The sequence below is a fragment of the Streptomyces sp. AC550_RSS872 genome (assembly GCF_019049285.1).
GTDB lineage: Bacteria > Actinomycetota > Actinomycetes > Streptomycetales > Streptomycetaceae > Streptomyces.
This window is the reverse complement of sequence record NZ_JAGMUL010000006.1, coordinates 34,139-50,159: the sequence shown is the minus strand read 5'-3', so window position 1 is coordinate 50,159 and position 16,021 is coordinate 34,139. Positions and strand designations below refer to the sequence as shown.

Sequence of the window (16,021 nt, the reverse complement as noted above, 5' to 3'; positions counted from 1 at the left end):
GCCGCCCACGGCCGGACCGCCGTGCGGCGCGCCCTCGCGGCCCGCTCACGCCGTCAGGTCGACTCGCGCTTCACCAGCTCCGTCGGCAGGATCACCGCCGCCGGGTCCTCGCCGCCGATCTGCGCGAGCAGCAACCGCACCATCTCGGCGCTGATGCGGTCGTAGGGCTGGCGCACCGTCGTGAGGGCGGGGGTGGCCTCCGTCGCCGCGCTGGAGTCGTCGAAGCCGCCCACGGCCACGTCCTCGGGCACCCGGCGGCCCGCCCGGTTCAGCGCCGTCAGGGCACCCTGCGCCATGAGGTCGGAGGCCACGAACAAGGCGTCCATGTCCGGTGCCTGCGCCAGCAGCCGCTCGGTGCCCGCCTCGCCACTGGCCCGGCTGTAGTCGCCGGAGACGATGAGCCGCTCGTCGATCTCGACGCCCGCTTCCGTGAGCACTTCCTTGTAGCCGGCGAGGCGGTCGACACCGCCCGGGGTGTCCAGCGGACCGCTCACCACGCCGATCCGGCGGCGGCCCAGCGACAGCAGGTGGCGCACCATGTCACGGGCCCCGTCCCGGTCGTCCGCCGCCACGTAACTCACCTTGGAGCCGAGCCCCATGGGCTTGCCGCACTGGACGAGGGGCACCCCCGCCTCGCGCAGTTCGTCGGCCACCGGGTCCCCGGAGTGGCTGGACACCAGCAGCACCCCGTCGACATGACCCGCCGTGATGTACCGCGTTATGCGCCGCCGTTCGTCCCGAGTGCCCGCCAGCATCAGCAGCAGTGGGATGTCGTGCGCCGCGAGCGCCTGTGTGCACCCGCTCAGCAGGACGTTGAAGTTGGGGTCCTCGAAGAACCGCTCCTGCGGCTCGGTCAGCAGAAAGCCGATCGAGTCCGAACGCCCCGTGATCAGCGAGCGGGCATGCCGGTTGACGACGTAACCCGTCTTGCGGATCGCCGCGTTGACCGCCTCCTGGGCGGTCGGGCTGACGTAGTGCCCGCCGTTGAGCACCCGCGAGACCGTGCCCCGTGAGACTCCGGCCTCGCGGGCCACGTCGTGGATCGTCGGCGGCCTGCGTCGGCCCCCCGTGTTGCTCATGGTCATGACTTTACGGCTCCGGAGAGCAGATCGAGGCTCCAGAACCGCTGGATGACCAGGAAGAGCGCGACCAGCGGGATGACCGCGAGGAATGCACCGGTGATCACCAGCGTGTACAGCGCGGGGGTGTTGGCTCCCTGTTCGAGGAGCGTGAAAAGGCCCAGCGTGATCGGGAACTTCTCGTCGTCGCTGAGCATGATGTACGGCAGCAGGAAGTTGTTCCAGATCGCCACGAACTGGAACAGGAACACCGTCACCATGCCGGGGACCATCATCGGCAGCGCGACCCGCGCGAAGATCCGCCACTCGCTCGCCCCGTCCATCCGCCCGGCCTCCACGACATCGGCGGGGACGGCCGCGGCCGCGTAGATCCGCGAGAGGTAGACGCCGTACGGCGAGAGGAGCTGCGGCAGCAGCACGCCGAGGTACGAGTCCGTGAGGTCGACCTTCGCCAGCAGCAGGTACTGCGGAATGGCGAGGATGACCGGCGGCATCAGCACACCCGCCAGCAGCACGTTGAAGAGCGTCTCGCGGCCGGGGAAGCGGTAGATCGCCAGCGCGTAGCCGCTGAACGCCGAGACGACCGTCGACAGCAGCGCGCCGAGACCGGCGTACAGGGCGGAGTTGCCCATCCACTCCCAGTACACGCCCTCGCGGTAGGCGCTCAGGTCCGAGAGGTTCTCGGCGAAGCCCGTGCCCGGTAGCAAGGTGAACGTGGAGAACAGTTCGCTGCCGGACTTGGTCGCCGCGATCACCACCCACGCCACGGGGAGCAGGCAGTAGAGCGCGCCGAGCAGCAGCGTGATCGTCGGGACCGGTGCGATCCGGCGGCGCAGCGGAGGGCGGTTCTGCGCGGTGCCGGGTCTGGTGCCGGCGGCCGTGTCGGCCTTGCCGACGGCAAGGGAGCTCATCGCGCTGCCTCCTGCTTGTTACGACGGTTTACGGCCCGCAGGAAGCCGAAGGACAGCAGCAGCGTCGCCAGGGCGATGATCGTCGCCTGGGCGGCCGCCGCGTAGATGTCGCCCTTGCCGAAGGCGTCCTGGTACACCTTCATCAGCGGACTCCAGGTCGTGGACACGGAGTTGGTGAGCGGCTTGAGGGTGGTCGGCTCGCTGAACACCTGGAGCGTGGCGATGATCGAGAAGAAGAAGGTCAGCACCAGCGAGGGCGCCACCATCGGGATCTTGATCCGCAGAGCGATCTGCAACGGCGTGGCACCGTCCAGCTTGGCCGCCTCGTACACCTCCGCCGGAATGGCCTGGAGCGAGGTGTAGATGACGATCATGTTGAAGCCGGTGCCGCCCCAGACCGCGATGTTGGAGAGAGCGAGATACAGCGGGCCGCCGTCCAGCAGGTCGGGCTGCGGCATGCCCAGCTTCTCCAGCACGTAGTAGAAGGGGCTGACGTCCGGCAGGTACAGGAAGCCCCACAGCAGCGCCGCCACCACGCCGGGGATGGCGTACGGCAGGAAGATCGCGAGCCGGGTCAAGGGCGCGAGCCGCACCTTGTCGGAGTCGAGCATCAGGGCGAAGAGGAGAGCGAGCCCGAGCATCACCGGCACCACGATGCAGCCGTAGCCCAGCACGCGCAGGGCGCCGTCGACCAGCTCGTTGTCGGTGAGGGCGTCCGTGTAGTTCTCCAGACCGGCCCACACCTCCTTGCGGGCGCCGGAACCGAGGCCGAGCCCGGAGACCTTCACCTTGTGGAAGCTGAGCCAGACCGCGTAGCCGATGGGCAGCGCGAAGAAGGCCAGGAAGAGGACTGTCGCGGGGAGGAGGAAGGCGTACGGGGCCCCCTTCACCCCGTACGCCCTCCGGCTTGTGCTGGTCACTCGGAGACCTCGAAGCCCTGCTTCTTCAGGTCGGCGACCGTGTCGTCCTGCATGACCCTCAGGGCGGCGGCGAAGTCCGACTTGTCCTTGGCGGCCTTGCCGAAGGCGTCCTTGAAGGTCGTGTAGGCGACGTTCACGTTCGGGCCCCAGGCCGACGGAGCCGTCGTCTCGGCGATCTCGGCGGCCTTCGTGTAGAAGTCGGCCTGGTGGGAGAAGTAGTCCGGCGGCGTGGTGAAGGCGCCGCTGAGCTGGGCCGAGGTGGAGGCCGGGTAGATGCCGCTCTCCTTGGCCAGCGCGTTGAGGGCGTCGCCGTCGGTGTTCAGCCAGGCGGCGAACTTCGCGGCGGCCGCCTTGTTCTTGGAGTCGGTGGTGACAGCGGTGGAGGAGCCGCCCCAGCTGCCGGTGACGTTCTCCGACGGCGACCACTGGGGGAGCGGGGCCATGGCCCACTTGCCCTTGGTGTCCGGCGCGGCCGTGGTCAGCGTGCCCGGCGCCCACACGGCGCTGACCCAGGCGATCTGCTTGCCCGTATTGAGCGCCTTGTTCCAGGCCGGCGTGTACATCGGCTGGTCGTCGATGGCACCCTCCTTGACGAGGTCGCCCCAGAACCCCGCGACCTTCTGGGAGGCGGCGTCATTGATGCCGACCTTCCACTTGTCGCCGGAGGTCGTCCACCACTTGGCGCCGGCCTGCTGGGCCAGACCCGCGAAGAGGCCGGAGTCGTTGGCGGAGAACGTGGTCAGGTCCGTGTCGGGAGACTTCTTCTTCAGCGCGCGGGCGGTCTCGGCGAACTGCTCCCAGGTGCTCGGGACCTTCAGGTCGTACTTCTCGAAGAGGTCCTGGCGGTAGTAGAACATCATCGGCCCGATGTCCTGCGGGACCGCGTAGACCGAGTCCGTGCCCAGCGTGGTCTGCTGCCAGACACCTTCGGCGAACTTGCCCTTCGCGTCGCCGACCTCATCGGCTATGTCCGCGACGGCGTCATTGCTGACCAGCGTCGGCAGCGCCTGGTACTCGGCCTGGACCAGGTCCGGGCCCTTGCCCGCCTTGTGTGCGGTGAGGATCTTGGTGACCAGCGTGTCGCCGGACGCCTGCTTCTTCACCGTGACCGTGATCTGGTCCTTCTTGCCCGGGCCCTTGTTCCACAGGTCGACGACCTTGTCCATGCCCGGCGTCCAGGTCCAGTACGTCAGCGAGACCGGCCCCGACGAGTCCTCCCCGGCGTCTTCGGAGCCGCAGGCGGCGAGGGCGCCGGCGCCGAGGGCGGCGGCGACGCAGGTGGCCGCGGTTCTGAAAACGAGTCGCCGACGCTTCGTGATGGGCATGGATCTCTCCCCTGACCTGGGGCCTCCGCCTGCTGCGAGGGCCCGCCATGCTTCTGTGAGCGTTCACAGTAGAGAAACATCCCGGCCACTTGTCAATGGTTGTTGCTGTGCGGTTATGTTGGGCTCGCACCGCCGATCCGATGTGTGCACGTTCCCAAATGATCGAAACCAAACGGGAGAGATCCATGCCGGAGACCACGCCCAGGGGCCTCACCAGGCTCGCCTTCGGCGGTGACTACAACCCCGAGCAGTGGCCGGAAAGCGTCTGGCAGGAGGACGTCCGGCTGATGCGGGAGGCCGGCGTCACGATGGTGAGCGTCGGGATCTTCTCCTGGGCTCTGCTGGAGCCCGAACCCGGGGTATACGACTTCGGCTGGCTGGACCGCCTGTTCGACCTGCTGCACGGGAACGGCATCCGCGTCGATCTGGGCACGCCCACCGTCTGCCCGCCGGTCTGGTTCTACCGCGCCCACCCCGAGGCCCTGCCCGTGACGGCGCAGGGCGTGCGTTACGAGTTCGGTTCCCGCGCCGCCATCTGTCACAGCAACGCCGACTACCGCGCGGCCGCCGCGAGCATCACCACCCGGCTCGCAGAGCGCTACGGCGACCACCCGGCACTGACGATGTGGCATGTGCACAACGAGTACGGCGTCCCCGTCTCCGCCTGCTACTGCGACTCCTGCGCCGCGCACTTCCGCCGCTGGCTGGCGGACACCTACGGCACGGTCGACGCGCTCAACGAGGCCTGGGGCACCGCCTTCTGGGGCCAGCGGTACGCCGACTTCCAGCAGATCAACCCGCCCCGCGCGACCCCGACGGCCGTCAACCCGTCCCAGGCGCTGGACTACAAGCGGTTCGCCGACGCCACCATGCGCGAGAACTTCCGTATGGAGCGGGACATCCTGCACCGCCTCTCACCGGGCGTCCCGGTCACCACCAACTTCATGACCGCCCTCAGCCAGTGCGACTCCGCCGACTACTGGGCCTGGGGCCGCGAGGTCGACATCGTCACCAACGACCACTACCTGATCACCGACGGCCGCCGCACCCACGTCAACCTCGCGATGGCCGCCGACCTCACGCGCTCGGTGGCCGGGGGAGCGCCCTGGATCCTCCTGGAGCACTCCACCTCGGGCGTCAACTGGCAGGCCCGCAACCCCGCCAAGGCCCCCGGCCAGATGGCCCGCAACTCCCTCGCCCATGTCGCGCGCGGCTCCGAGGGCGCCATGTTCTTCCAGTGGCGGCAGTCCCGGCGCGGCGCCGAGAAGTTCCACTCGGCGATGCTCCCGCACGGCGGCACGGACACGCGCGTGTGGCGCGAGGTCGTCGAACTCGGTTCCGCCCTCGACTCGTTGAGCACGGTCCGCGGCACCCGCACCCAGGCCGACGTCGCGATGCTGTGGGACTGGCACTCCTGGTGGGCGCAGAACCTCGACTGGCGGCCCAGCGAGGACCACGACCCGCGCGAGCGTGCCGACGCCTTCTACGAGGTGCTCTACGACCGACACCTCACGGTCGACTTCGCCCACCCGGAAGCCGACTTGTCGGCCTATCCCCTTGTCGTTGTACCCGCGCTGTACCTGATGACGGAGGCGGCGGGCCACAACCTGCGCCGGTACGTCGAGAACGGCGGCACGCTCGTCGTGTCGTACTTCTCCGGCATCGTCGACGAGCACGACGCCGTGCACGAAGGCGCCTGCCCCGGACCCCTGCGGGACGTCCTCGGCCTGACGGTCGAGGAGTTCTCGCCACTCCTCAAGGACCAGCTGGTGCGCATCACCGGCCCGGACGGCTCCGAGCTCAGCGGCGACGTGTGGACCGAGTTCGTCGTCCCGCGCGGCGCCGAGACCGTGTGGACGTATGCCGACGGCCTGACCGCCGGCCACCCCGCCGTCACCCGGCACCGCCTCGGCGAGGGCTCCGCCTGGTACGTCTCCACCCGGCTGGGAGCCGAGGGCCTCGACGCGCTGCTGGGCTGGGCGATCGAGGACGCGCAGGTCGCCCCGAGTGTCGACGTTCCCCGCGACGTCGAGGTCGTGCGCCGTGCCGGCGAGTCGGGCAGCTATCTGTTCGCCCTCAACCACACCGCCTCGGACGTCAAAGTGCCGTTGGAGTCGCCCGGCACCGAGCTGCTGACCGGTGAACGCGCCGCGGGCCGCATCGAGGTCCCCGCGGGAGCCGTCCGGGTCGTCCGACTCGACGGCTGAGCCGACTCCCCTCCGCCCGCGCGTGCCACGAGCCGCGGGCGGTGGGGCTCCTCACCGCCCAGGTGAGGGTCACCCCCGATCCCCACTTACGTCGAAGGGACGACGGACGACGATGTTCCATCCCAGACGCACTCTCCGGGTCCTGCTGCTGCCGCTCGCAGCCGGACTCGCCCTGACCACCCTGCCCGCGCAGACCGCCGCGGCGGCGAGCACGCTCACCAACGGCGGCTTCGAGTCCGACGGCACCGGCACCGCGACCCCGGCCGGCTGGTCCACGTACTCCGCGGCCGGGCAGAACTCCGCCTCCTTCACCGAGGCCGGTGGCCACGGCGGGAGTCACCGCCTGACCCACTACGCGTCCTCCGCCTACAAGGTGGAGACGTACCAGTACCTGTCGGGGCTGACCAACGGCAACTACAAGCTCACCGCCTGGGTCCGCTCCGGCGGTGGCCAGAACTCGGCGTACATAGCGCTGAAGAACTGCGGTGGCACGGAGCAGCGCACCGACCTTCCGGTCTCGTCGAGCGGCTGGATCCGTATCGTCGTGCCGGTCAACGTGACCAGCAACCAGTGCACGATCAGCATCAACAGTGACGCGAACGCGGGCAACTGGATCAACGTCGACGACCTGACCTTCGCGTCCGGCACGGGCGGCACGTCGATCCACGGCGCCGACATCTCGTCCCTCGCCAAGAGCGAGGCCAAGGGCGGCGTCTACAGGACCGCCTCCGGGACGAGCGGCGACGCGGTCACCATCCTCAAGAACGCCGGCATGAACTACGCGCGCCTGAAGGTCTGGGTCAACCCGGCCGACGGCTACAACAACAGGACGCGCGTCCTCGCCATGGCCAAACGGATCAAGGCGTCCGGCATGAAGCTGCTGGTCGACTTCCACTACTCGGACACCTGGGCCGACCCGGGCGCGCAGTCCAAGCCGGCCGCGTGGTCCGGGCACTCGTACAGTCAACTCAAGACCGATGTGTACAACCACACCTACGACGTGTTGAACGCGTTGAAGGCTCAAGGAACCACCGCCGACATGGTCCAGGTGGGCAATGAGATCAACGGCGGCATGCTGTGGAACGAGGGCTCCACGAGCAACTGGTCGCAGCTCGCGGGCCTGCTCAACTCGGGCTACGACGCGGTCAAAGCGGTCAACTCGTCCACCACGGTCGCCCTGCACCTCGCCAAGGGCGGTGACCTGTCCGGCACCCGCTGGTGGTTCGACAGCGCGGTCGCGGGCGGCGTGAAGTTCGACGCGATCGGCCTGTCCTACTACGGCTACTGGCACGGCTCGCTCTACGACTTCCAGACCACCCTGGACGACGCGGCCGCGCGCTACGGCAAGCCGGTCTTCGTCGCCGAGACGGCCTACCCCTTCCGGCTGGACAGCGAGGACGCGCACGAGGAGATCATCAACACCACCGGCGAACTGGTCTCCGGCTACCCGGCGAACACGGCCGGGCAGCGCCGCTGGATGAACGACGTGACGAGCATCGTGGAGGCCGTCCCGAACGGCCGCGGCCTCGGCGTCTTCTACTGGGAGGCGACCTGGACCGCCGTCTCCGGCAACGGCTGGGACCCGACCGACGCCGCCTCCGGCAACGGCTGGGAGAACCAGGCGCTGTTCGGCTACGACGACAAGGCGCTCTCGTCGATGGCGTGGTTCAGCCACCGGTGAGTCCGCCGGGAACGCCGAGTCCGCCGAGACTGTTCAAGTCGGTGACACTGGGCCCGGTCGCGCGCTTGCGGCCGGGCCCCGGTGCGTACCGGCCGAACGGCCCTGTGCCGTAGGGCCGTTCGGTACCGGACAAGGCTCGAAGAGTCCCGGACACGGCCGCTTCGACTGCGGGACAGTGGGAAGACGCGTGACGACGCGGCCCGATGAAGGGGGGACGAGATGCTGAGGACTCCCGCCGGCACAGCGCGCCTGGACATCCTGGAATGGCTGAAGGATCCGGTCGCGCACTTCCCGAGGCAGCGGCACGGCGACCCGGCCGAGGACGGTGTCACCGCGTCCGCCGTGGCCGCGAAGCTCGGCGTGCCGCGCAAGGTCGCCGAGACCCACCTCGGCCTCCTCGTGAACATCGGCCTGCTGCGCACCAAGCGCATCCGGCGGCGCCAGTACTACCGCCGCGACGACATGCGGATCGCCGAGGTCGCCCGCGTGTTTGAGAAGGGCTGGTAGGCAGGAGGCCGACGGCGAAGGGCAGGCGCACATGGAACGTCCGGGGACGCTCGTCCCGTACCGCTACGTCGCTATCGGCGGCCGAGGCCCGGAGGACGTGGTCGCCGACGCACGCGGCCGCGTGCTGACCGGCGTCGAGGACGGCCGGATCCTGCGCCTCGACGGCCTGGCGGACGCCGAGGCCCGAGTCGAGATGCTCGCCGAGACCGGCGGCCGCCCCCTCGGCCTCGAACTCCTCCCGGACGACGTCCTTTTGGTCTGTGACGCCGAACGCGGACTGCTCCGCGTCGACCTCACCGACGGCACCGTACGTGTCCTCGCCGACTCGGCGGCGGGGGAGCCGCTGCGGTTCTGCAGCAATGCCGTAGCTCTGCCCGACGGCAGCGTCTGCTTCACCGTCAGCAGCCGCCGCCACTCCCTGGACCACTGGATCGGCGACCTCGTCGAGCACACGGCGACGGGCCGCCTCCTGCGCCTCGCCCCCGGCAGCGACACCCCCGAAGTCCTCCTGGAGGGACTCCAGTTCGCCAATGGTCTCGCCCTGAGCGCCGACGGCTCCTTCCTGGTCGTGGCCGAGACGAGCGACTGCCGCCTCACCCGCTACTGGCTCACCGGACCCCGCGCCGGACAGAGCGAGCCCTTCGCCGAGCACCTGCCGGGCATGCCGGACAACCTCTGGCGTGGCTCTCCGGACGGCCCGATCTGGGTGGCGCTGGCCGGTCCGCGCGTGCCCCCGCTGGACCTCCTCCACCGCGCCGCCCCCGCCGTACGCCGCAGCGCCGCACGCGTCGCCGTGCACGCCCCCTTCCGCCCCACGGGCACGATCGGCGTGCTCGCGGTCGACGACACCGGTCACGTCGTGCACCACCTGGCCCGCCGGCACTCCCGATTCCGTATGGTCACCAGCGTCTGCGAGACCGGCGGCCGGCTGATCCTGGGCAGCCTGTGGGAGCGGGGCGTCGCGGTGTGCGAGGCACCCGTCCCGAAATGAGCCCGGCGTACGCTGTTGACCGGCCGCGATCACCACGCCCGGTGCGGTGAGGCGGCCCAGGCAGGAGACGTACGACCATGACAGCCCCGGACACCGAGAGCCTGCGCGTCCCCGTCCGTGCGCCGCGGCAACCCGCGTGGCGGACCCAGACGCCCGTCGTCGCCGTCGTCGCGCTCGGCGGAGCGATCGGCGCCACCGCCCGGTACGCGGCGTCCCTGTGGTGGCCGGCCGGGCCCGGCGGCTTCCCCTGGGCGACGTTCTGGACCAACGTCGTGGGCTGCGCCGTGATCGGCGTGTTCATGGTGGTCATCACCGAGGTGTGGGCCGCCCACCGCCTCGTCCGGCCCTTCTTCGGCACCGGCGTGCTCGGCGGCTTCACCACCTTCTCCACGTACGCCGTCGACATCCAGAAGCAGCTGGACAGCGGGCACCCGCGTGTGGGCCTGGCCTACCTCGCCGCCACCCTCGTGGCGGCGCTCACGGCCGTGTGGCTCGCGGCGGCGGCCACCCGCCGCATCCTGAGAGCGAGGCAGCCATGACCAGGCTGACCGGCAGGGCACTGCGCCTGACCGTCTTCGTCGGCGAGCACGACACCTGGCGCCACAAGCCCCTGTACGCGGAGATCGTCCACCGCGCCCACGCCGCCGGGCTCGCGGGGGCGAGCGTCTTCCGCGGCATCGAGGGATTCGGCGCCTCCTCCCTGATCCACACCTCACGGCTGCTGTCCCTGAGCGAGGACCTGCCGGTCGCGATCGTGATCGTCGACACCGAGGAGCGGGTACGCGCCTTGCTGCCACAGCTCGACGAACTCGTCACCGAGGGACTGGTCACCCTCGACGACTGCGAGGTCATCCGGTACATCGGCCGCGGTGACAGCCCGCCCGAACCGCCCGGACCTGCCACCAGAGGTAAGAACACGGAAGGTAAGAAGGCGCCGTGAACTGGCTCCTGGTCATCCTGGGCGCCGCTGTAGGCGCGCCCCTGCGCTATCTCACCGACCGGGCGGTGCAGTCCCGGCACGACTCGGTGTTCCCGTGGGGCACCTTCCTGGTCAACGTCAGCGGCTGTCTGATCCTCGGCCTGATCACCGGCGCGGCGGCCCAGGGCGCCGTGAGCTCCCACCTTCAGCTGCTGCTCGGCACCGGCCTGTGCGGGGCCCTGACCACGTACTCGACCTTCTCGTACGAGACCCTCCGGCTGGCCGAGACGGGCGCCGGGCTCTATGCCGTCGCCAACATCGCGGGGAGCGTGACCGCGGGCCTCGGTGCGGCTTTCGTGGGGGTGTCGGTCGGCCAGGCGGTGTGGTCCTGAGTCGCCGCGTGGCGTTGTCGGCGAGGGGATCACACCCGCACCTGGTAGGACAGTGCGCGCCACTGTCCCGCCGCCCCTCCGGAACTGGATCCCATGAGCGTCATCAGCGTCGGTCAGGCCGTCGTCCTCGGAGCCGTCGAGGGGGTGACCGAGTTTCTGCCCGTGTCCTCGACCGGGCATCTGAAGATCGCCGAGGGGCTCATGGACATCCCCGTCGACGACGACGCGGTCGTCGGGTTCTCGGCCGTCATCCAGGTCGGCGCGATCGCCGCCGTGCTCGTGTACTTCTTCAAGGACATCGTGCGGATCGTCGCCGCGTGGCTGCGCGGGCTGCGGGACAAGGAGGAGCGGTACCACCACGACTACAAGTTCGCCTGGTGGGTGATCTACGCGACGATCCCGGTCATCGCCGTGGGCCTGGCCGCCAAGCCGCTCATCAAGGGGCCGCTCGCCTCCTTGTGGGTCGTCGCGGGTTCGCTGGTCGTCGGCAGCGGGGTGATGTGGGCGGCCGATCAGATGGGCCGGCACAAGCGAGGCGAGGACGACACCTCCTTCAAGGACGCGATGCTCGTCGGCAGCTCCCAGATCCTCGCCCTGCTCTTCCCGGGCTTCTCGCGCTCCGGCGCCACGATGTCCACGGCGCTGATGCTCGACCTGGACCGGGTCGCCGCCACCCGCCTGTCCTTCTTCCTCGGCATCCCCGCCCTCACCGGCGCCGGCATCTACGAACTGAAGGACGCCCTGGGCGCGACCGGCGCGGGCGCGCTGCCGCTGGCCGTCGGCACGGCCGTCTCCTTCGTCGTCGCCTACGCCTCCATCGCCTGGCTGCTGAAGTTCGTCGCCAAGCACTCGTTCAACGCGTTCGTGATCTACCGGATCGTGGTCGGGGTGCTGCTGTTCGGGCTGTTGGGCGGGCGTGATCAACAGTTGACCCGCGAGCCGCAGGTGAGCTGAGACCTTCCGGGGACCCGGCCGGGTGTGAAGCCGGCTTTCAGGCATCACGCCCGGTGAATCTTTCCTTTCGGCTCCCTTGACACCGCCCACGGCTCACCCGGAGTATCTCTCCCGTGAACCTGTCAGACAGCCGGACAGCCGGACAGCCGCCGCGGCGCATCAGCGCCATGGAAGCGGTCCTGGCACACCTCCGTAGCGCCATCGAGCGCGGCGAGTACGCCATCGGCGACAAGCTGCCCTCCGAGGCGGAGCTCTGCCGCACGCTGGAGATCAGCCGTCCCGTCCTGCGCGAGGCCCTCAGGGCCTTGCAGACCATGGGCCTGACCGTCTCCAAGACCGGAAAGGGCACCTTCGTCGTCGCCAACGCCGTCGAGGACCCCACCTTCGGCGACTACGCGGCCAGCGACCTGCTGGAGGTGCGCCGGCACGTCGAGATCCCGGTCGCCGGGTACGCGGCCCTGCGCCGAACCCCGGAGAACCTCGACCACCTGGCCCATCTGCTCGACCGTATGGAGCGGGAGACGGACACCACCGCGTGGGTCGCGATGGACACCCTCTTCCACCTGGCCGTGGCAGAGGCCGCCCAGAACCCGGTCTTCCGCCGGGTCATCGAGGAGATCCGCGACGCACTGGCGCGTCAGTCGGCCTTCCTCAACGAGCTGGGCGGCCGCCGCGAACAGTCCAACCGCGAGCACCGGGCCATCGTCGAGGCGCTGATCGACGGTTCCGAACTCGACGCTACCGACGCCATGGCCCACCACCTGGACCGCGTCGAGACCACCCTCACCGACATCGTGCGCCCCGCGCGCACGGACACCCCCACGGAAGGCGGACCCGAGGCGTGAGCGAGCAGCACCTCAAAGAAGAGACGCGCCCCCAGTCCGGTCACGTCGACGCCGGAGACCTCGGCTACAGCAAGTCGCTGAAGTCCCGGCACGTCAACATGATCGCCATCGGCGGAGCCATCGGCACCGGCCTGTTCCTCGGCGCGGGCGGCCGGCTCGCCGACGCCGGCCCCTCCCTGTTCATCGCCTACGCGGTCTGCGGAATCTTCGCCTTCCTCGTGGTGCGCGCCCTCGGCGAACTCGTCCTGTACCGCCCGTCGTCCGGCGCCTTCGTGTCGTACGCCCGGGAGTTCATGGGAGAGAAGGGCGCGTACACCGCGGGCTGGATGTACTTCCTCAACTGGGCCACCACCGGCATCGCCGACATCACCGCGGTGGCCACGTACACCCACTACTGGGGCATGTTCTCCGACATCCCGCAGTGGGTGATCGCGCTGATAGCTCTCGCGGTCGTCCTCACCGTGAACCTGATCTCGGTGAAGATCTTCGGCGAACTGGAGTTCTGGTTCGCGATCATCAAGGTCGGCGCGCTCGTCGTCTTCATGTGCATCGGCATCTTCCTGCTGGTCACCCAGCACCCGGTCGACGGCACGACCCCCGGCCCGTCCCTGATCACCGACCACGGCGGCCTCTTCCCCAACGGCCTGCTGCCGATGCTGCTGATCGTCCAGGGCGTCGTCTTCGCCTACGCCTCCGTCGAGCTGGTCGGCGTCGCGGCCGGTGAGACCGAGAACCCCGAGAAGATCATGCCGAAGGCGATCAACTCGATCATGTGGCGCGTCGGTCTGTTCTACGTCGGCTCGGTCGTCCTGCTGTCGATGCTGCTGCCCTGGTCGTCGTACAAGGCGGGCGAGAGCCCCTTCGTCACGGTGCTGTCCAACATCGGCGTCCCGGCCGCCGGCGGGGTCATGAACCTGGTCGTGATGACCGCGGCCATGTCCTCGCTCAACTCCGGTCTGTACTCCACCGGCCGCATCCTGCGCTCCATGGCGATGTCCGGCTCCGCCCCGAAGTTCACCGGCGTGATGAGCCGCAGCCAGGTCCCGTACGGCGGCATCCTGCTCACCAGCGGTATCTGTGTCCTCGGCGTCGGCCTCAACTTCGTCGTCCCCGCCGACGCGTTCGAGATCGTGCTGAACTTCGCGGCGATCGGAATCCTCGCCACCTGGGGCATGATCATGATCTGCCACCTGCTCTTCTGGCAGAAGACCCAGAAGGGCGAACTCACCCGCCCCGGCTACCGACTGCCGGGCTCCCCCTGGACCGAAGTCGTGACGCTGGCCTTCCTGGCCTCCGTCCTGGTCCTCATGTACGCCGACGGAGGCGCCGGCCGCACCACCGTGCTGTGCCTGCCGCTGATCGTCGCAGCGCTGGTCGCGGGCTGGTACGGCATCCGAAGCCGTGCCAAGCGTGCCTCCACCAAGGCCGACGCGTGAGATCCGTGTCGGTCGACGACCCCTCATCGACCCACGACAACCAGGCAGTGATGTACAGCAGTTCCATAGCGGACGCACCCCTTGTCCGCGAACCTCTCCACGCCCCCGTCGCCCACCTCATACGCGGCGGAATGATCGAAGGCATCCACTACGGCTCCGTCGTCGTCCTCGGCGCCGACGGCGAGGTCCAGTTCCAGCTCGGTGACATCGAGGCCGCCTTCTACCCGCGTTCCGCGCTCAAGCCCGTCCAGGCCGTCGCCATGGTGCGGGCCGGGCTGCCGCTCGACGGCGAGCTGCTCTCGCTCACCGCGGCCAGCCACTCCGGCGAGGAACGCCACCTCGCCGGCGCCCGGCGCATCCTCGAACTCGCCGGGCTCACCGAGGACCATCTGCGCAACGTCCCGGACATGCCATTCGATCCGGTCGTCCGGGACGCCTGGATCCGGGAGGGGCGGCTGCCCTCCCGGCTCGCCCAGAACTGCTCCGGCAAGCATGCGGCCATGCTGTATGCCTGCCGGCTCAATGGCTGGTCGCTGGAGGACTACCTCGACCCCGGTCACCCTCTTCAGCAGGCGATCGCCGAGATCGTCGAGGACCTCACGGGGCAGCGGATCGCGCGGGTGACCGTCGACGGGTGCGGGGCACCGCTGTTCTCCGTGTCCTTGCACGGCCTCGCTCGCGCGGCCGCCCGTATCACCGCGGCGGCCTCCGGCACTCCCGAGGCGCGTGTCGCTGACGCCATGCGCGAGCACGCCGAGATGGCCTCCGGCACGGGCCGGGATGTTGCCGCGTTGATGCGGGCCGTGCCGGGGCTGCTCGCCAAGGACGGGTTCGAGGGTGTGCAGGTTGCTGCCCTGCCGGACGGGCGGGCCGTTGCCGTGAAAATCGCCGATGGGGCGAATCGGGCGCGTGTGCCGGTTGCTGCGGCGGCGCTTGCGTGGGCCGGCGTCGATCCGGAGCTGCTCGTCGAGTTCCAGGGTGAGGCGCTCCTGGGTGGCGGGCGGGCGGTCGGGTGTGTGCGGCCCGTTCGTTCGCTGGAGCCTGTTGTCGTCTCGGCCTGCGCCTAAAGACGTGCCGGATCTCTTGTTCGGCGGCTGCGGGTTGTTTGCGGCCTGTCGCGCAGTTCCCCGCGCCCCTTTCAGGGGCGCCCACCTCACCCTCGTAGAAAGAAGAGCCGTTCCCTCATGAACGCCGTCACGCGTAGTGAACACGATCTGCTGGGCGATCGGGACGTTCCCGTCGATGCCTACTGGGGTGTCCACACCCTGCGTGCCACGGAGAACTTCCCGATCACCGGGACGCCGATCTCCGCCTACCCGCACCTGATCGACGCCCTGGCCGCCGTCAAGGAGGCCGCTGCCCTCGCGAACGTGGAGCTCGGGCTCCTCGACCCCGAGAAGGCGGCGGCCATAGTCGCCGCGTGCCGGGAGATCCGCTCCGGGAAGCTGCACGAGCAGTTCGTCGTCGACGTCATCCAGGGCGGCGCGGGCACCTCGACCAACATGAACGCCAACGAGGTCGTCGCCAACCGGGCGTTGGAGCTGCTGGGCCATGAGAAGGGCCAGTACGAGTTCCTGCACCCCAACGAGGACGTCAACCTCGGTCAGTCGACGAACGACGTGTATCCGACCGCCGTCAAGATCGCGACCGTGTTCGCGGTGCGTGAGCTGCTCAAGGCGATGGCGGTCCTGCATGACTCCTTCGCCCGTAAGGCAGTGGAGTTCCGTGACGTGCTCAAGATGGGCCGTACACAGTTGCAGGACGCGGTGCCGATGACCCTCGGCCAGGAGTTCTCCGCGTACGCCGTCATGATCGACGAGGACCGGTCCCGTCTGGCCGAGGCGGTCGAGTTGA

The 16,021-nt window shown here is 69.4% G+C and carries 16 protein-coding genes; 12 read left to right on the top strand and 4 right to left on the bottom strand.

Translation table 11 applies throughout. The features are described from left to right. Window positions 1-53: 53 nt before the first annotated feature. Genes KUM44_RS02655 through KUM44_RS02640 form a run of 4 tightly spaced genes read right to left on the bottom strand, consistent with a single transcriptional unit; the run spans window position 54 to window position 4,235 of the window. Window positions 54-1,085 carry a LacI family DNA-binding transcriptional regulator gene (locus KUM44_RS02655; protein WP_217205952.1) on the bottom strand — a complete coding sequence of 344 codons (1,032 nt, stop codon included), beginning with the start codon at window positions 1,083-1,085 and terminating at the stop codon, window positions 54-56. Further along, window positions 1,082-1,990 carry a carbohydrate ABC transporter permease gene (locus KUM44_RS02650; RefSeq protein ID WP_217205951.1) on the bottom strand — a complete coding sequence of 303 codons (909 nt, stop codon included), beginning with the start codon at window positions 1,988-1,990 and terminating at the stop codon, window positions 1,082-1,084. Before KUM44_RS02650 ends, KUM44_RS02655 begins: the two co-directional genes overlap by 4 nt. Then, entirely contained in the window at window positions 1,987-2,910 is a 924-nt protein-coding gene (locus tag KUM44_RS02645) for a carbohydrate ABC transporter permease (RefSeq protein ID WP_217205950.1), read from the bottom strand. Before KUM44_RS02645 ends, KUM44_RS02650 begins: the two co-directional genes overlap by 4 nt. Then, the gene (locus tag KUM44_RS02640; protein ID WP_217205949.1) at window positions 2,907-4,235 is read right to left on the bottom strand and encodes an ABC transporter substrate-binding protein; all 1,329 of its coding nucleotides are present in this window, start codon (window positions 4,233-4,235) and stop codon (window positions 2,907-2,909) included. The genes KUM44_RS02645 and KUM44_RS02640 overlap by 4 nt, the downstream gene beginning before the upstream one ends. A gap of 185 nt (window positions 4,236-4,420) precedes the next feature. Between KUM44_RS02640 and KUM44_RS02635 the strand changes: the two genes are divergently transcribed. From KUM44_RS02635 to KUM44_RS44980, 12 genes are all read left to right on the top strand, one after another. Continuing rightward, a complete protein-coding gene (locus KUM44_RS02635) occupies window positions 4,421-6,442 on the top strand; it encodes a beta-galactosidase (RefSeq protein WP_217205946.1) in 2,022 nt (673 codons plus the stop codon). 112 nt (window positions 6,443-6,554) lie between these two features. Further along, window positions 6,555-8,123: an arabinogalactan endo-1,4-beta-galactosidase gene (locus KUM44_RS02630; RefSeq protein ID WP_217205944.1), complete on the top strand. Its 1,569-nt coding sequence runs from the start codon at window positions 6,555-6,557 to the stop codon at window positions 8,121-8,123. Window positions 8,124-8,342: 219 nt separating this feature from the next. Next, window positions 8,343-8,630: a helix-turn-helix domain-containing protein gene (locus KUM44_RS02625; protein WP_217205942.1), complete on the top strand. Its 288-nt coding sequence runs from the start codon at window positions 8,343-8,345 to the stop codon at window positions 8,628-8,630. A 31-nt stretch (window positions 8,631-8,661) separates the two neighbouring features. Next, window positions 8,662-9,621: an SMP-30/gluconolactonase/LRE family protein gene (locus KUM44_RS02620; RefSeq protein ID WP_217205940.1), complete on the top strand. Its 960-nt coding sequence runs from the start codon at window positions 8,662-8,664 to the stop codon at window positions 9,619-9,621. A 77-nt stretch (window positions 9,622-9,698) separates the two neighbouring features. After that, a complete protein-coding gene (locus KUM44_RS02615) occupies window positions 9,699-10,160 on the top strand; it encodes a CrcB family protein (RefSeq protein WP_217205939.1) in 462 nt (153 codons plus the stop codon). After that, window positions 10,157-10,561 (top strand): DUF190 domain-containing protein, encoded by a 405-nt coding sequence (locus KUM44_RS02610; protein ID WP_217205938.1) that lies wholly within the window; start codon window positions 10,157-10,159, stop codon window positions 10,559-10,561. Before KUM44_RS02615 ends, KUM44_RS02610 begins: the two co-directional genes overlap by 4 nt. Then, the gene (crcB, locus tag KUM44_RS02605) at window positions 10,558-10,932 is read left to right on the top strand and encodes a fluoride efflux transporter CrcB (protein ID WP_217205937.1); all 375 of its coding nucleotides are present in this window, start codon (window positions 10,558-10,560) and stop codon (window positions 10,930-10,932) included. The genes KUM44_RS02610 and crcB overlap by 4 nt, the downstream gene beginning before the upstream one ends. A 93-nt stretch (window positions 10,933-11,025) precedes the next feature. After that, a complete protein-coding gene (locus KUM44_RS02600) occupies window positions 11,026-11,886 on the top strand; it encodes an undecaprenyl-diphosphate phosphatase (RefSeq protein WP_217205936.1) in 861 nt (286 codons plus the stop codon). A 167-nt stretch (window positions 11,887-12,053) separates the two neighbouring features. Continuing rightward, on the top strand, window positions 12,054-12,731 hold the full coding sequence (locus KUM44_RS02595) for a FadR/GntR family transcriptional regulator (RefSeq protein ID WP_217206054.1): 678 nt from the start codon (window positions 12,054-12,056) through the stop codon (window positions 12,729-12,731). Further along, window positions 12,728-14,167 carry an amino acid permease gene (locus tag KUM44_RS02590; RefSeq protein ID WP_217205935.1) on the top strand — a complete coding sequence of 480 codons (1,440 nt, stop codon included), beginning with the start codon at window positions 12,728-12,730 and terminating at the stop codon, window positions 14,165-14,167. The genes KUM44_RS02595 and KUM44_RS02590 overlap by 4 nt, the downstream gene beginning before the upstream one ends. Window positions 14,168-14,217: 50 nt before the next feature. Next, on the top strand, window positions 14,218-15,234 hold the full coding sequence (locus KUM44_RS02585) for an asparaginase (RefSeq protein WP_217206053.1): 1,017 nt from the start codon (window positions 14,218-14,220) through the stop codon (window positions 15,232-15,234). 117 nt (window positions 15,235-15,351) lie between these two features. After that, the coding region (locus KUM44_RS44980; protein ID WP_254388950.1) for a lyase family protein at window positions 15,352-16,021 on the top strand (670 nt) is incomplete at its 3' end.

Bases quoted from the DNA above. Each gene is read 5' to 3' on its own strand.
- KUM44_RS02625 (WP_217205942.1), top strand. From the start codon at position 8,343: ATGCTGAGGACTCCCGCCGGCACAGCGCGCCTGGACATCCTGGAATGG.
- KUM44_RS02615 (WP_217205939.1), top strand. From the start codon at position 9,699: ATGACAGCCCCGGACACCGAGAGCCTGCGCGTCCCCGTCCGTGCGCCG.
- KUM44_RS02610 (WP_217205938.1), top strand. From the start codon at position 10,157: ATGACCAGGCTGACCGGCAGGGCACTGCGCCTGACCGTCTTCGTCGGC.
- KUM44_RS02600 (WP_217205936.1), top strand. From the start codon at position 11,026: ATGAGCGTCATCAGCGTCGGTCAGGCCGTCGTCCTCGGAGCCGTCGAG.
- KUM44_RS02655 (WP_217205952.1), bottom strand. From the start codon at position 1,085: ATGACCATGAGCAACACGGGGGGCCGACGCAGGCCGCCGACGATCCAC.
- KUM44_RS02650 (WP_217205951.1), bottom strand. From the start codon at position 1,990: ATGAGCTCCCTTGCCGTCGGCAAGGCCGACACGGCCGCCGGCACCAGA.
- KUM44_RS02595 (WP_217206054.1), top strand. From the start codon at position 12,054: ATGGAAGCGGTCCTGGCACACCTCCGTAGCGCCATCGAGCGCGGCGAG.
- KUM44_RS02630 (WP_217205944.1), top strand. From the start codon at position 6,555: ATGTTCCATCCCAGACGCACTCTCCGGGTCCTGCTGCTGCCGCTCGCA.
- KUM44_RS02620 (WP_217205940.1), top strand. From the start codon at position 8,662: ATGGAACGTCCGGGGACGCTCGTCCCGTACCGCTACGTCGCTATCGGC.
- KUM44_RS02635 (WP_217205946.1), top strand. From the start codon at position 4,421: ATGCCGGAGACCACGCCCAGGGGCCTCACCAGGCTCGCCTTCGGCGGT.
- KUM44_RS02585 (WP_217206053.1), top strand. From the start codon at position 14,218: ATGTACAGCAGTTCCATAGCGGACGCACCCCTTGTCCGCGAACCTCTC.
- KUM44_RS02640 (WP_217205949.1), bottom strand. From the start codon at position 4,235: ATGCCCATCACGAAGCGTCGGCGACTCGTTTTCAGAACCGCGGCCACC.